14 protein-coding genes are annotated in these 13,889 nt (G+C 75.4%); 9 read left to right on the plus strand and 5 right to left on the minus strand.

What is annotated here, in order from left to right; all coding sequences use genetic code 11:
• The first annotated feature begins 9 nt into the window (after window positions 1-9).
• The gene (locus tag ACZ6KF_RS06660) at window positions 10-378 is read left to right on the plus strand and encodes a hypothetical protein (protein ID WP_469175929.1); all 369 of its coding nucleotides are present in this window, start codon (window positions 10-12) and stop codon (window positions 376-378) included.
• Here the strand turns inward: ACZ6KF_RS06660 and ACZ6KF_RS06665 are convergent.
• Complete coding sequence (locus ACZ6KF_RS06665) at window positions 314-2,125, minus strand: thiamine pyrophosphate-requiring protein (protein WP_356636421.1); 1,812 nt, start codon at window positions 2,123-2,125, stop codon at window positions 314-316. The genes ACZ6KF_RS06660 and ACZ6KF_RS06665 overlap by 65 nt on opposite strands.
• A 253-nt stretch (window positions 2,126-2,378) precedes the next feature.
• Between ACZ6KF_RS06665 and ACZ6KF_RS06670 the strand changes: the two genes are divergently transcribed.
• The 4 genes from ACZ6KF_RS06670 (at window position 2,379) to ACZ6KF_RS06685 (ending at window position 6,379) form a co-directional block, all read left to right on the plus strand.
• A complete protein-coding gene (locus tag ACZ6KF_RS06670) occupies window positions 2,379-3,173 on the plus strand; it encodes an RNA polymerase sigma factor SigF (RefSeq protein WP_356636423.1) in 795 nt (264 codons plus the stop codon).
• A gap of 156 nt (window positions 3,174-3,329) precedes the next feature.
• Complete coding sequence (locus ACZ6KF_RS06675) at window positions 3,330-3,938, plus strand: hypothetical protein (RefSeq protein WP_469237539.1); 609 nt, start codon at window positions 3,330-3,332, stop codon at window positions 3,936-3,938.
• An 87-nt stretch (window positions 3,939-4,025) separates the two neighbouring features.
• On the plus strand, window positions 4,026-5,321 hold the full coding sequence (locus ACZ6KF_RS06680) for an aminotransferase class I/II-fold pyridoxal phosphate-dependent enzyme (RefSeq protein WP_469237541.1): 1,296 nt from the start codon (window positions 4,026-4,028) through the stop codon (window positions 5,319-5,321).
• Window positions 5,318-6,379 carry an MBL fold metallo-hydrolase gene (locus tag ACZ6KF_RS06685; RefSeq protein WP_469237547.1) on the plus strand — a complete coding sequence of 354 codons (1,062 nt, stop codon included), beginning with the start codon at window positions 5,318-5,320 and terminating at the stop codon, window positions 6,377-6,379. Before ACZ6KF_RS06680 ends, ACZ6KF_RS06685 begins: the two co-directional genes overlap by 4 nt.
• A gap of 226 nt (window positions 6,380-6,605) precedes the next feature.
• On the opposite strand, the gene ACZ6KF_RS06690 is transcribed toward ACZ6KF_RS06685, so the two are convergent.
• Window positions 6,606-7,226 carry a DedA family protein gene (locus ACZ6KF_RS06690; RefSeq protein WP_356636431.1) on the minus strand — a complete coding sequence of 207 codons (621 nt, stop codon included), beginning with the start codon at window positions 7,224-7,226 and terminating at the stop codon, window positions 6,606-6,608.
• Window positions 7,223-7,996, minus strand: coding sequence for an MBL fold metallo-hydrolase (locus ACZ6KF_RS06695; RefSeq protein WP_469237551.1), 774 nt, complete (start codon window positions 7,994-7,996; stop codon window positions 7,223-7,225). The genes ACZ6KF_RS06690 and ACZ6KF_RS06695 overlap by 4 nt, the downstream gene beginning before the upstream one ends.
• 83 nt (window positions 7,997-8,079) lie before the next feature.
• On the opposite strand from ACZ6KF_RS06695, the gene ACZ6KF_RS06700 reads away from it, so the two are divergent.
• The 4 genes from ACZ6KF_RS06700 to ACZ6KF_RS06715 all read left to right on the plus strand — a co-directional run bounded on the left by ACZ6KF_RS06700 (window position 8,080) and on the right by ACZ6KF_RS06715 (window position 12,025).
• Window positions 8,080-8,493 carry a hypothetical protein gene (locus ACZ6KF_RS06700; RefSeq protein ID WP_356636435.1) on the plus strand — a complete coding sequence of 138 codons (414 nt, stop codon included), beginning with the start codon at window positions 8,080-8,082 and terminating at the stop codon, window positions 8,491-8,493.
• A gap of 79 nt (window positions 8,494-8,572) precedes the next feature.
• The gene (locus ACZ6KF_RS06705; RefSeq protein ID WP_356636437.1) at window positions 8,573-10,672 is read left to right on the plus strand and encodes a phage holin family protein; all 2,100 of its coding nucleotides are present in this window, start codon (window positions 8,573-8,575) and stop codon (window positions 10,670-10,672) included.
• Between the two features lie 109 nt (window positions 10,673-10,781).
• The gene (locus ACZ6KF_RS06710; RefSeq protein ID WP_356636439.1) at window positions 10,782-11,210 is read left to right on the plus strand and encodes an OsmC family protein; all 429 of its coding nucleotides are present in this window, start codon (window positions 10,782-10,784) and stop codon (window positions 11,208-11,210) included.
• Window positions 11,211-11,275: 65 nt separating this feature from the next.
• A complete protein-coding gene (locus tag ACZ6KF_RS06715; RefSeq protein ID WP_469237553.1) occupies window positions 11,276-12,025 on the plus strand; it encodes a glycerophosphodiester phosphodiesterase family protein in 750 nt (249 codons plus the stop codon).
• A gap of 39 nt (window positions 12,026-12,064) precedes the next feature.
• Here ACZ6KF_RS06715 and ACZ6KF_RS06720 read toward each other — a convergent pair whose 3' ends face one another.
• Both ACZ6KF_RS06720 and ACZ6KF_RS06725 read right to left on the minus strand, forming a co-directional pair.
• Window positions 12,065-12,883: an SAM-dependent methyltransferase gene (locus tag ACZ6KF_RS06720; protein WP_469237555.1), complete on the minus strand. Its 819-nt coding sequence runs from the start codon at window positions 12,881-12,883 to the stop codon at window positions 12,065-12,067.
• 59 nt (window positions 12,884-12,942) lie between these two features.
• Complete coding sequence (locus ACZ6KF_RS06725; RefSeq protein WP_469159847.1) at window positions 12,943-13,806, minus strand: helix-turn-helix domain-containing protein; 864 nt, start codon at window positions 13,804-13,806, stop codon at window positions 12,943-12,945.
• Window positions 13,807-13,889 lie beyond the last annotated feature (83 nt).

The following is a 13,889-nucleotide window of genomic DNA, read 5'->3' on the forward strand; positions in this document are numbered from 1 at the left end:
CGTGGAGGCATGGCCTCCCACCCGGCGGTGCTGATCGCCGGCGCGGTGATCAACTGCCTGGGCACGGTCGTGCTGCTGCCCTCGCTGGTCACGGCGGCGATGTCCCGCCTCGACTACGCCGACCGCGGGCGCGGCACCGGGCTGTGGACGGCGGCGTTCCTCCTCGGCGAGTTCGTCTGCCCCGTCGCGCTGATCGGCGTCGCCGCCGCCACCGGCAGCCTGGCCGGCGCGGTCGCCGTCCTGGGCGCGGCCTCGGCGGCGACGGCGGCCGGCCTGTGGCTCGCCCGCCGCCGGGCCGCCGCCCCCGCCGAGGTCAGTCCTGCGCGTCCGGGCCCTGCTCCGGCCGTTGGGTCAGAAACTCCTGCATCTTCGACTTGATGCCCTGCTTGAGCACCGAGCCCCGGTCCGCGTCACCGCGCAGCAGCGACGCGGCCGTGGCCTCCATCTGCTCCCAGGTGGCGTGCGGCGGGATCGGCGGCACCGCCGGATCGGTCAGGAACTCGATCACCGCCGGGCCGTCCGCCTCCAGTCCGGCCCGCCAGGCCGCCTCCACGTCCTGCGGCTTCTCCACCCGGATGCCGGTCAGGCCGAGGGAACGGGCGAACGCGGCGTACTGGACGTCCGGCAGCTCCTGCGACGGCAGGAACGACGGCGCCCCGCCCATGGCCCGCAGCTCCCACGTCACCTGGTTCAGGTCGCGGTTGTTCCACACGCCCACCACCAGACGCGGATCCTCCCAGGCGTCCCGGTACTTGGCCGCCGTGATCATCTCCGCGAGCCCGTTCATCTGCATCGCCCCGTCCCCGACCAGCGCCACCACCGGCCGGTCCGGATGGGCGAACTTCGCACCGATCGCGTACGGCACCGCGCAGCCCATCGTCGCCAGCGTCCCGGACAGCGAACCCCGCATCCCCGGCCGCATCGTCAGATGGCGCGCGTACCAGTTGGCGGTCGAACCGGAGTCGGAGGTGACGATCGCGTTCGCCGGCAGCAGCGGGTCCAGGGCGCGGGCCACGTACTCCGGGTTCACCGGGTCGGCCGACAGCTCCGCCCGGCGCTCCATCACCTGCCGCCAGTCCTTGACGTTGTCGCACACCGTCTCGAACCACTCGCGCCCGCGCCCCGACTCGATCATCGGGATCAGCCGCTGGAGCGTCTCGCGCGCGTCGCCGACCAGATTCACCTCGTACGGGTAGCGCATCCCCACCATGTGCGGGTCGAGGTCGATCTGCACGCCCCGCGCCTTGCCGAACTCCGGCAGGAACTGCGAGTACGGGAACGACGACCCGATCGTGAGCAGGGTGTCGCAGTCGCGCATCAGCTCGTACGAGGGACGGGTGCCCAGCAGCCCGATCGAGCCGGTGACGTACGGGAGTTCGTCGCTGAGCACGTCCTTGCCGAGCAGCGCCTTCGCCACGCCCGCGCCGAGCAGGTCGGCGATCGTCTCGACCTCGCGGCGCGCGCCGGCCGCGCCCTGGCCGACCAGGATCGCCACCTTGTCCCCGGTGTTGAGGACCTCCGCCGCCCGTCGCAGGGACTCCTCCGAGGGCACCGCCGTCCAGCCGCTGCGGTCCAGGCTGGAGGGGACCATCTTGAAGTCGTGCGTCGGCGGCGAGTAGTCCAGCTCCTGCACGTCGCCGGGGATGATCACCGCGGTCGGGCAGCGGCGGGCGTACGCCGTGCGGATCGCCCGGTCCAGGACGTTCGGCAGCTGCTCGGGAACCGTCACCGTCTCCAGGAAGTCGGAGGCGACGTCCTTGAACAGCGAGTGCAGGTCCACCTCCTGCTGGTACGAGCCGCCCATCGCCGTGCGGTGCGTCTGGCCGACGATCGCCAGCACCGGCACATGGTCCAGCTTGGCGTCGTACAGGCCGTTCAGCAGATGGATCGCGCCCGGACCCGACGTCGCCGCGCACACGCCGAGCCGGCCGCTGAACTTGGCGTAGCCGACCGCCTGGAGCGCGGACATCTCCTCGTGCCGGGACTGGATGAAGCGCGGCCGGTTCTCCGCGCGGCCCCATGCCGCGAGCAGACCGTTGATGCCGTCGCCGGGGTAGCCGAAGACATGTTCCACCCCCCAGTCGCGCAGCCGCTGCAGGACATGGTCGGAGACCTGGGTGCTCATGGACGTCCTCCCTCTCGGCGCCCGGTGGCGCGACCCTACGAGTCACCCCGCCCGCCGCCCGAAAACCTGCCGTGGAAAAGGCGTGGTTTGGCGCCCGGGGGGTTGGGCAGGCGCACCCCCGTGCTTCGGACCGGAGGCACGTCCGTGGGAAGACCCCCGCCGCGGGGGCCGCCCGCGCACGGCCGCCGGTCGCGCCCGCGCTCCCACGGTGACCGCCCGACCCAGAGCACCCAGCAGGGAGTTGCTGCGCATCATGCGTACCCCAGCGACCGCGAAGCACCACCCTCACGACGACGCCCCCGACACCGCGGACGCCTTCCGCGAACTCGCCGCCCTGCCTCCCGGCCCCCGCCGCGACGCCCTGCGCGCGGAGATCGTCGAGGCCTGGCTGCCCATGGCCGAACGGATCGCCGGACGGTTCCGCAGCCGCGGCGAGTCCTACGAGGACCTGCGCCAGGTCGCCGCCCTCGGCCTGGTCAAGGCCGTCGACCGCTACGACCCCGCCCTCGGCAACGCCTTCGAGAGCTACGCCGTCCCCACCGTCACCGGCGAGATCAAGCGCCACTTCCGCGACCACATGTGGACCCTGCACGTGCCCCGGCGCGTGCAGGAGCTGCGCAACCGGGTGCGGGCGGCCTGCCAGGAACTGGCCGCGACCACCTCCGGGCAGCGTCCGGGCGTGGCCGAGATCGCCGGGCACACCGGCCTGAGCGAGGAGGACGTGAAGGCCGGCCTGGAGGCGCTGGAGTCCTTCAGCGCCCTGTCCCTCGACGCGGAGCTGTCCGGCGCCGAGGGCGGCTCCTCGCTCGGCGACGTGCTCGGCTCCCCGGACCCCGCCCTGGACACGGTGGTGGACCGGGAGGCCGTGCGGCCCCGGCTCGCCGCGCTCTCCGAGCGCGAGCGGACCATTCTGTACCTGCGCTTCTTCGGGGACATGACGCAGAGCCGGATCGCCGAGCAGCTGGGGATCTCGCAGATGCACGTGTCCCGGCTGATCAACCGCTGCTGCGTCCGGCTGCGGGAGCAGGTGCTGCGCGACGCGACGTAACGCCGGTCTGGCGTCACCCGCACGGGGTCCCGGTTGCCGCCAATGGGTGCGGGCCGCGCGCGGGAGGCGCGGGGGAGGGCTGTGATGGCCGTGGGGGCACGGACGGCGTGCTCCCGCCGTCGTCACCGTCGTCCCCGTGCCCCGAGGAGCCCGCCCATGCGTCGCAGCGTCCGTGTCCTGTTCGTCGCCGCCCTGGCGGGTGGCTGCCTGGCCGGCGGTTCCCTGGCCGGCGCCGTCCCCGCGGCGCCTGCGCAACCGGCGGAGCGGGCCCGCCCCGCCGCGGTCTTCGCGGACGCAGGGCCGCCGGACGGGCCGTGTCCCAAGCCGGGGGAGCGGGACCACGGAGATCCCCTCGCGCCGGAGGGGGCGGGGGAGCACGAGGACCCCTTCGCGCCCGGGAAGCCCCATGAAGCCCAAGAGCCCGTCGAGCCCGTCGAGCCCGAGGATCCCTTCGAGCCCGACGCGCCGAAGAAGCACGACCCCCCGAAGAAGCACGACGAGCCCGGCGCCCCCCCAAAGCACGACGCCGGAAAGCACGAGCCCGGAGAACACCCCGCCCCGCACGACCCCTGCACCCCCGCCCCGGTCCCTCCCCCCGCCCACACCCGCACCCCCGCCCCCGTCCGGCACGGCGTCCGCGCCGGCACGGGCGGCGCCTTCGGCGGGTCGGCGACCGCCCTGGTGGCCGGCGGTGTGCTGATCGCCGGCGCCCTCGGCGGGGCGGCGTACCGGCTGCGCCGCACGCGTCCGCCCATGAACGGCTGACACCGGGGCAGTCTGGGTACGCAGAGGCACGACAGGCAACCAGCGGCGCCAGCAGCACGCGGCTCGAGCGGCACACCGGAGGTACCCATGCGGCGGACGGAGCCGGCCGGTCACGGACCCGTCCGCTACGGGCCGCCCCTCCCCGAGGACGGGCTCCCGGTCCTGCCCGAACTCTCCGAGGTCCTCGCCGCCGCGGCGACCCGGCCCGGCGGCGAGCCCGTCGGCGGCGGCGCCGCCCTGCTCACCGCGGCCTGCGGCTACTGGGACCGGCGCGGACTCCCGGTCCGCCCCGACCGCGTCGTCGCCGCCTCCGGCGCCCCCGCCCTGCTGCTCGCGCTCACCGCCGCGCTCGGCGGCGACGTCCTGGCGCCCCGGCCCTGCGCCGCCTGGTGGGCGCCGTACGCCCGGTTGCTCGGCAGACCCGTCTTCCACGTCCCGACGCCCGCCGAGTGCGGGGGCGTGCCCGATCCGTACGCCCTGCTGGAGACGGTGCGCCGGGTGCGCGCCGAGGGCGGTGACCCGCGGCTGCTGGTGCTGTCCGTCGCCGACGACCCGACCGCCACCGTCGCGCCCCCCGAGGTGCTGCACGAGGCCGTCGAGGCCGCCGCGGGTGAGGGCCTGCACCTGGTCAGCGACGAGACCTGGCGCGACACCCTGCACGCCCCGCGCGACACCGTGCTCGTCAGCCCCGCCGAGATGCTGCCCGACCGGGTCACCGTCGTCACCGACCTGGCCGGCGCGCTGCTGCCCGCCGGCTGGCCCGCCGCCGTCGCCCGCTTCGCGGTCGGCGAGGACGCCGAGGGGCTGCGCGCCCGTGTGCTGGACGTGCTCACCGCGCTCGACGCCCGCGTCGCCGCCCCGGTCGCCGCCGCTGCCGCGCACGCCCTGGACGAGCCCGAACCGGTGCGCCGCCGCGTCACCGCCACCGTCGCCCTGCACGCCCGCCTCGCCCGCGCCGTGCACGACACCGTGGTGGCCGCCGGCGCCCTGGCCGTGCCCCCGAGGGCGGGCCGCCACCTGTACGCCGACCTCGCCCCGTTCCGGTCCGCGCTCGCCGAGCGGGGCGTGGGGGACGCACAGGAACTGGAGGACTTCCTGGCCGGCCGGCTGGACATGCCCGCGCCCGGCGGCCACCGGTTCGGCGACGACCTGGGCGCGCTGCGCGTCCGCCTGTGCACGGGCCCGCTGCTCGGCACGGGCGACGCCGGGCGCGCCACGGGTCTCGACGCGGAGCGCGCGACGGGTCCCGACGCGGAGCGCGCCGCCTGCCTCGACGCGCCCGATCCGCTGGAACTGCCGCGAGTGCGCGGCGCGTTGAGCAGACTCGGGTCGGTCCTCGACCATCTCAGCGACGACGCTCAGCGATGGGAGCCTCCTCGATGACGCAGCAGTCCGAGTCGACCGCGAGCACGTCCCCCCGGGACGCCGACGACCCCGCGGACCCGTCCCGGTCCCCGCTCGCGCCCCCCTTCCCGCCCCTCGCCGAACCGCGCCCGCTGGGGGAGCGCAGGGTGTGGCCGCGCACGTTCCACGACCGGCTCACCGCCCCCCTGCCCGGCCTGAAGGCCACCGCCCGCTTCGCCCGCGAGGGCGCGATACGGCCGGGCCGCGAGGGCCTCGCCGGGGTGCGGGACCTGCCCTTCGAGCCCCGCCCGCTGCCCCGCGTGGACGCCCGCGCCGTCGCCGTCACCTGGGCGGGACACGCCAGTTGGGTGCTGCGTGTCGGCGGCCTCACCGTCCTCACCGACCCGGTCTGGTCCCGCCGCATCCTCGGCACGCCCGCGCGGATCACGCCCGTCGGCGTGCCCTGGCACGAACTGCCGCCCGTCGACGCGGTGGTGATCAGCCACAACCACTACGACCACCTGGACGCCCCCACCCTGCGCAGACTGCCGCGCGACACCCCGGTGTTCGTGCCGGCCGGCCTCGGCGGCTGGTTCCACCGCCGCCGCTTCACCCGCGTCACCGAGCTGGACTGGTGGGAGGCCGCCGAACTGAACGGCGTCCGCTTCGACTTCGTCCCCGCCCACCACTGGTCCAAGCGCACCCTGACCGACACCTGCCGCTCCCTGTGGGGAGGCTGGGTGCTCACCGACCCGCACGGCCGGCGCGTGTACTTCGCGGGCGACACCGGCTACGGCCACTGGTTCACGCGGATCGGCCGCCGCTACCCCGGCATCGACCTGGCCCTCATGCCCATCGGCGCCTACGACCCGCGCTGGTGGCTCAGCGACGTCCACTGCGACCCGGAGGAGGCGGTGCGGGCGGTGCGCGACCTGGGCGCCCGTCGGATGGCGCCCATGCACTGGGTGACGTTCGTCCTGTCCGCCGAGCCCGTGCTGGAGCCGCTCCGCCGGGTGCGGGCCGCGTGGCGGAAGGCGGGCCTGGACCGCGACGACCTGTGGGACCTGCCGGTGGGCGGCTCGCGCGTACTGGAGTGACCGCCGGCGCGCCGGGCCGGTGCACACCCGCGCCGCCCGGCCTGTCGCGCGCTGCCGGCCCATGATCGCCCGGCCTGTCGCGCACTCCGGCCCACGCCCGCGCCCCCGGCCCGCGCCCCCGGCCCACGCCCGCGCGCCCGGCCTGCGCCCTCGACCCACGCCCGCGCGCCCGGCCTGCGCCCTCGACCCACGCCCGCGCCCCCGGCCCACGCCTCCGCCGCCCGCCCTACGCCCGCGCCGCCCTCCGCAGCCGCCGCCACACCGCCGGGGCCGCGCTGATCAGCAGGGTGAGCGCGACCGCGGCGACCACGCCCTCCCACGGCTCGGGGAACAGCGAGCCGCCGAGGATGCCGATCAGCTGGTAGGTCACCGCCCACGCCAGACAGGCGGGCAGATTGCCGCGGGCGAAGCGGCGCAGCGGCCACTTCGCCAGCAGGCAGGCCAGCATCACCGGCAGCCGCCCCGCCGGCACCAGCCGGGACAGCACCAGCACCGCCACTCCGTGGTCGGCCAGCTTCTCCTGGGCCTGCGCCAGCCGGTCCTCCGGCGCCCGCGCCCGGATCGCCTCCAGCCAGCGCGAGCCGTTCCTCGACCGCATCCCGCGCCGCCCCAGCCAGTACAGCGTGCCGTCCCCGAGGAACGCCGCCAGCGACGCCGTCACGAACACCAGCGCCAGCGAGAACGGGGCGGTCTGGTGGAAGGCGACCACGGCCGCCGAGCTGACGAGGGCGCCGGTCGGCACCACCGGCACCAGCGCGCCGGCCAGCACCAGCAGGAACAGCGTCGGATAGCCGAACGCCTGCTGCGTCGTCTCCGGGTTCGTCGCGGCGGCCGCGAGCCAGGTCACCGGGCGACCTCCAGGCGTACGCCCTCGCCGTGGGCGAGCCGGTGCACCGCCACCTTCGGCGCGCGCACCGCGGCGAGCCGGGCGAACTCCTCGCCGGGCGTGTGGAACTCGTGGGGGCGCACGGCGTCCATCCCGATCGGCCAGTACGTGCCGTAGTGCACCGGCACCGCGGCGGCCGGCGCCAGCCGCGCCAGCGCCTCGGCCGCCAGCCCGGGATCGAGGTGGCCCTCGCCGAGGTACGGCCCCCAGCCGCCGACCGGCAGCAGCGCCACGTCGACGGGCCCCACCTCGTCCGTCATCGTGTCGAACAGGCCCGTGTCCCCGGCGAAGTAGGTGCGCGCCCCGCCCTCGACGACATACCCGAGCGCGGGGGCGCGGCGCGGGCCGAACGGCAGCCGCCGGCCGTCGTGCAGCGCGGGCACCACCCGGACGTCCAGCGCCCCGATCCGCATCGCGTCCCCGGGGGCCACCTCGGTCACGTCCAGATGCGCGAGCCGGCGCAGCGCCGGCACCGCACGGCGTGCGCCCCGGGGCACGAGCAGGCGCGTGCCCGGCGCGAGCGGCGCGAGCGACGGCACATGCAGATGATCGGCGTGCAGATGCGAGATCAGCACGGCGTCCGCGCGCCGGGCGTCCGGCGGGGGCAACGCGCCCCGGCGGCGGCGCAGATGCGCGAGCCGGCGTGCGAACAGGGGATCGGTGAGCAGGCGTACGTCCGAGTCGGCGACGGTGCAGGTGGCGTGCCCCCACCAGGTGATCTCCACCGGCACTTCTTTGCCTCCTTCGCGCGACTCCCCGAAGCGTACGGGCAGGAGTAGGGTCTGCGGCGAAACCGTGAGGTGAGGGGGACGCCATGGGAGAAGGCGCCGGTCCGGTCCGCGTCACGGCCATCGCCAGCCTGACGCCGCTCGAGGAGCTCGACGCCGACCCCTTCCTGGTGGATTCGCGCAGCCAGCACGCCATGTGCGCCCGCTGGGCCGCCGAGCGCGGCTACGTCGTCACCCGCGAGCTGCTGGTGCGCGGCCTGCGGCCCGACCACGGCATGTTGTGGGAAGGGGTGCGGGCGGGCTCCGACGTGTTCGTCGCGCCCAGCCGCCGGGTGCTGGAACGCGCGCTCTCGTCGGTCGAGGAGTTCGCCGCGGAGTGCGCCCGCCGCGGGGTGCGGGTGGAGACGGTCGGGTGCGCGGAGCCGTCGTACGACGCGCAGATGAAGGCCCGGGTGCACCGCCGGCTGTCCATGCCGACCGCCGGCTACGACGGCCGGTAGCGGGGCCCGGCCGGCACGGTGTGACACGCTGGGTGCGGGCCCGGGCAGCCGGCGGGCCGGGACGTGAGGTGGGCAGGGCGTGCTGGGTGGGCGTGGACGGCGGATCGTCAGCCAGGTCGGGCGGAGCGTCGCGGTGTGGGCGGCGGGCACCGTCACCATGCTGGTGCTCGCCGGCGTCCTGCCGGATTTCCAACTGCGCTCGGCGGACGGCGACAGTGCCACGGACATCGCCGTCACGGCCGCGTTCGGGGCCGGCGCGTTCGGGCTGCTGTCCGCACTCGTGTGGCCGCTGCTGGTCCGCCTGCTGCTGCTGGTGCCCGCGCTGGTCCTCGGACTGCTGGTGTTCTTCCTCAACGGCGCGCTGCTGCTGCTCGCCCTCGATCTCAACCCGGCCGAACGCGGCGCGGCCGAGCCGGAGACGGCGGTCCTGGTCGCCGCCGCCATGTCCGCCGTCGCCTCGGCCACCGGCGGGGCGCTCGCCGTGCGCGACGACGACGCCTACCGGCGCCGGCTCTACCGCCTCGCCGACCGCCGCCGCAGACCCCTGCCGCCCGGCCCGGTCACCCACGGGATCGTGTTCCTCCAGCTCGACGGCGTCGGCCACGACGTGCTGACGTCCGCCGTGGCCAAGGGCCTGATGCCCACCGTCGCCCGCATGCTCGGCCGCGGGACGCCGGGGGACCCCGCCGCCCCCGGCGGCCCCACCCACCGGCTCACCCCCTGGCGCACCGACTGGTCCAGCCAGACCGGCGCCAGCCAGCTCGGCATCCTGCACGGCAGCACCTTCGACGTCCCCGCGTTCCGCTGGTACGAGAAGGACCGCCAGGAGGTGATGGTCAGCAACCGCCCGACCAGCGCCGCCCTGCTGCAGCGCCGCGCCGTGGAACGCACCGGCGACCCCGGACTGCTCGCCGTGGACGGCGCCAGCCGCGGCAACCTCTTCGGCGGCGGCGCCGACGAACAGGCCCTGGTGCTGTCCATCGCCACCCGGCGGCGCGGCACGGAGAACCGGTCCCGCGCGGGCTACTTCGCCTACTTCTCCGACCCCGCCAACGCCGTGCGCACCGCCCTGTCCTTCGTCGCCGAGGCCGGACGGGAGATAGCCCAGTCCACCGCGGCCCGGCTGCGCGGCGACCGCCCGCGCGTCTCCCGCGGCGGGCTGTATCCCTTCGTCCGCGCCTTCGCCACCGTCGTCGAACGGGACGTCGTGGTCGCCGCCGTGGTGGGCGACCTGCTCGCCGGGCGCACCGCCGTCTACGCCGACCTGGTGGCCTACGACGAGGTGGCGCACCACTCCGGGCCGGCGAGCCGCGACGCCGAGAAGGTGCTCGCCCGGCTCGACCGCTCGCTGGCGCTGATCGAGAAGGTCGCCGAGCACGCCCCGCGCCCCTACCGGATCGTCCTGCTGTCCGACCACGGCCAGAGCCCCGGCGAGACGTTCCGCGCCCGCTACGGGCTCACCCTCGCCGACCTGGTGCGGGCCGGCTGCGGGCTGCCCGTGCCGCGCCGGGCGGGGCGCACCCGCAGCGGCGCGGAGGCCCGGGCGGCGGTCCGCGCGGCGCTGCGCCGGCCCGTGGAGGAGGACGCCGGGCAGGACCGCCCGGCGCGCGGCTCCGAGCCGATCGTGCTGGCCTCCGGCAACCTCGGGCTGATCTCGTTCCCGGACGTGCACCACCGCATGACCAAGGAGGAGATCGACGCCCGTCACCCGGCGCTGCTGCCGACCCTCGCCAACCATCCCGGCATCGGTTTCCTGCTGGTCGCCGACGAGCGGCACGGCGGCGTCGTGCTCGGCGCGTACGGAGCCGAGGCGCCGGTGGACGAGCTGGACGACGAACACCCCGGCCCCCTCGCCGGGTTCGGCCCCGGCGCGGCCGAGGCGGTGCGCCGTACGCACTCCTTCCCGCACGCCGCCGACATCATGGTCAACTCCTTCCACGACCCGGCCGACGGCGAAGTCCTCGCCTTCGAGGAGCAGATCGGCTCGCACGGCGGCCTCGGCGGCGCCCAGTCCAAGCCGTTCCTGATGTCGCCGCTCGCCCTGTCCGCGCCCGCCGCGGAGGGGACGGAGCCGGTCGGCGCCGAACAGGTGCACCGGGTGCTGCGGCGCTGGCTGCGCGAGTGCGCGGGACACCGGGCGCCGCTGCCCGCCCGGCCGGACCGGGAGACGGCGGCCTGACCGACGCCGGCCATCCGCCGTTGGCCGCCCGGCGCGCCGTAATGTGATCGGATAGGGCCCAAGACCCCGGTCCCACGGGGGCCGTCCGCAGCATGCGAAAGGAACAACCGTGGCAACCACCCGCTCCGCGCACACCGTCTGGGAAGGCGACCTGCTCCAGGGCAACGGCGTCGTCACCTTCGACTCCTCCGGCGCCATCGGCGAGCAGCCGGTGACCTGGGCCTCCCGCGCCCAGGAGGCCAACGGCAGGACCAGCCCGGAGGAGCTGATCGCCGCCGCCCACTCCAGCTGCTACTCCATGGCCTTCTCCAACGGCCTCGCCAAGGCGGGCACCCCGCCCACCAAGCTGGTCACCTCCGCCGACGTGACCTTCCAGCCGGGCGAGGGCATCACCGGCATCCACCTCACCGTCGAGGCCACCATCCCCGGCATCGACAACGAGGCGTTCCAGGCGGCCGCCGAGGACGCCAAGGTGAACTGCCCGGTCAGCCAGGCCCTCAAGGCCGTGCCGATCACGCTCGACGCCAAGCTCGTCTGACGCTCGTGACACCCGCTGCGGGCCGTCCCTCCGGGCGGCCCGCGACACCCCCGGAGCCGACCGCCATGCCGCGACGCCCCGCCGTCTCCGCCCACCGCGGCGGGACGGAACGTTTCCCCGCCGCCTCCCGGGAGGCGTACGAGGACGCGCCCCACTCGGGCGCGCGGTACGCCGAGTTCGACGTCCGACGCACCGCCGACGGCGTCTTCGTCGTGCACCACGACGCCCGGGCGGGCCACACCGGACCCCTAATTTCGGCGATCACCCACGCCGAGCTGAACGCCCGCGCCGGCCGCCCGGTGCCGGTGGTGGACGAGGTCCTGGAGCTGATCGCCGGCCGCATGCTCGGCCACCTGGATCTGAAGGAGACCGGCTACGAACGCGAGCTGACCGCGCGGGCCGTCGCGCTGCTCGGCGCGGACGGATTCGTCGCCACCACCCTCGAGGACCGTTCCGTCGCCGAGATCAAGCGGGCCTTCCCCGGCGTGCGCACCCTGCTGTCGCTGGGCAGGGACCGCAAGGAGATCCCGGCCGGGCGGGTCGCCGCGGTCCGCGCGAGCGAGCTGTTCCCGCTGCGCCGGGTGCGCGCCTGCGGCGCGGACGGCGTCGCCGTGCACCACCGCCTGGCCCGCGCCCACGTGCTGCGCGAGACGGCCCGGCACCGCCTGTTCGCCATGGTGTGGACGGTCAACGACGACGCCGGACTGCGCACCTTCCTCGGCGACCCCCGGGTGGACGTCGTGGTCACCGACCGCCCCCGGCGCGCGACCGCCCTCGCGGGCCCCGCCTGCGCGCCGACGCCCCGCCGCGACTGACGCCGGGGCGGGGCCGTCCTCCCGTGCGGATCGTGCGGATCAGCCCTTGACGGCGACCCCGCAGTACACCGGCACCTCGCCCTCCGCCGCTGCCGCCACGTCCTCCTCCTGCGGCCGCCACTCGGTCACCGGCACGATCCCCGGCTCCAGCAGCTCCAGACCGTCGAAGAAGCGGGTGAACTCCTCGCGGGTGCGCGGGAAGAACGGCGTGCCGCTGCGCTCGAACAGCCGCGCCGCCTGCGCCACGCCCTCCGGGGCGATGTCCGGCGTCACCTGCGACAGCACCAGCAGGCTGCCCGACGGCAGCGCGTCGACGTACGTCCTGAGCAGGTCGTACACATTGCCCTGTCCGGCCGCCTCGCCCAGGTAGTGGGTGAGCGCGACCAGCGACAGCGACACCGGCCGGGTCAGGTCCAGCGTCTCGGCGGCCAGCCGCAGGATGGTGTCCGGGTCCCGCACGTCGGCGTGCACGTAGTCCGTACTGCCCTCCGGCGAGCCGTGCAGCAGCGCCTCCGCGTGCCGCAGCACGATCGGGTCGTTGTCCGCGTACACGACCCGCGCCTGCGGAGCGACCTCCTGGGCGACCTGGTGCAGGTTGGGCCGGGTCGGGATGCCCGTGCCGATGTCCAGGAACTGCCGGATCCCCGACTGCGCCGCCGCCCGGGTCGCCCGGTGCATGAACCGGCGGTTCGCGCGGGCGCCGCGCACGGCGGTGCTGTCCGCGGCGAGGATCTTGCGCGCCAGTTCCTCGTCGACGGGATAGTTGTCCTTGCCGCCCAGCCACCAGTCGTACACCCGCGCCGGATGCGGCCGGCTGGTGTCGATGCGGACGGCGGACTCGGCGTCGGAAGCGGTCATGCGGATTGCTCTCCTCGGATGGACGGACAGGAGTCGGGGCGTCCGGAAACGGGCCGGCCTCAGAAGTCCCCGCGGAACTCCTGCAGGATCTTCTTCGTGCGCTGCGCCGACGCGGCCTGCGCCGTCATGTGGTCGAGCACCTCCAGATGCGCGGAGACCTCGGTACGCGAGTCGAGGTACAGCGCGCCGGTGAGGTACTCGGTGAACACCATGTCCGGCAACTCCGGCTCGGCGAACCGGAACAGCGCGAACGGCGCGTACGTGCCCGGGTGCGGGCCGTTGGCGAACTCCGCGACCTGCAGCGTGACATGGTCCAGCTCGGCCGCCTCCAGCAGCCGGTCCAACTGGCCGCGCATCACCTCGGGCCGGGTGCTCACCGGCCGCCGCAGCACCGTCTCGTCCATGATCACCCACAGGTGGGGCGGGTCCGGCCGGTGCAGCAGCTTCTGCCGGGCCAGCCGCAGCGACACATGCCGCTCGATCGTCTCCGCGCCCTCCTGCCCGATCGTCCCGGCCTCCAGCACGGCACGCGCGTACTCCTCGGTCTGCAGCAGACCGGGCACGAAGTGCGGCTCGTAGGAGCGGATCATCCGCGCCGCGCCCTCCAGGCTGACGAACAGGCTGAACCAGTCCGGCAGCACATCGTGGAACCGCTGCCACCAGCCCGGCTGGTTGGCCTCCTCGGCGAGCGACACGAACGCGGCCACCTCGTCCTCCGGGACGCCGTACGCGGGCAGCAGGATCTGCAGATACGGGATTCTCAGGGTGACCTCGGCCGTCTCCATGCGCCGCACGGTCGCCGGCGCCACCCGCAGCACGCGGGCCGCCTCCTCGCGCCTGAGCCCCGCCGCCTCGCGCAGCTCCTGGAGCCGTTTGCCGAGCACCACCTGCCCGACCGTCGGCGCGGGCCGCCGTTCACTCACGCGCCACGCCTCCCCTACGCGCCGGAAGTCCGTCTGCAGTGTGTCATGTTCACCCACCCGTCTCACAGACCAGCCCCGTCACG

The organism is Streptomyces sp. NPDC046379, assembly GCF_055587785.1.

Excerpts from the sequence above, each read along its gene's own strand:
- ACZ6KF_RS06660 (WP_469175929.1), top strand. The coding sequence starts at position 10 with ATGGCCTCCCACCCGGCGGTGCTGATCGCCGGCGCGGTGATCAACTGC.
- ACZ6KF_RS06665 (WP_356636421.1), bottom strand. The coding sequence starts at position 2,125 with ATGAGCACCCAGGTCTCCGACCATGTCCTGCAGCGGCTGCGCGACTGG.
- ACZ6KF_RS06670 (WP_356636423.1), top strand. The coding sequence starts at position 2,379 with ATGCGTACCCCAGCGACCGCGAAGCACCACCCTCACGACGACGCCCCC.
- ACZ6KF_RS06675 (WP_469237539.1), top strand. The coding sequence starts at position 3,330 with ATGCGTCGCAGCGTCCGTGTCCTGTTCGTCGCCGCCCTGGCGGGTGGC.
- ACZ6KF_RS06680 (WP_469237541.1), top strand. The coding sequence starts at position 4,026 with ATGCGGCGGACGGAGCCGGCCGGTCACGGACCCGTCCGCTACGGGCCG.
- ACZ6KF_RS06685 (WP_469237547.1), top strand. The coding sequence starts at position 5,318 with ATGACGCAGCAGTCCGAGTCGACCGCGAGCACGTCCCCCCGGGACGCC.
- ACZ6KF_RS06700 (WP_356636435.1), top strand. The coding sequence starts at position 8,080 with ATGGGAGAAGGCGCCGGTCCGGTCCGCGTCACGGCCATCGCCAGCCTG.
- ACZ6KF_RS06715 (WP_469237553.1), top strand. The coding sequence starts at position 11,276 with ATGCCGCGACGCCCCGCCGTCTCCGCCCACCGCGGCGGGACGGAACGT.
- ACZ6KF_RS06720 (WP_469237555.1), bottom strand. The coding sequence starts at position 12,883 with ATGACCGCTTCCGACGCCGAGTCCGCCGTCCGCATCGACACCAGCCGG.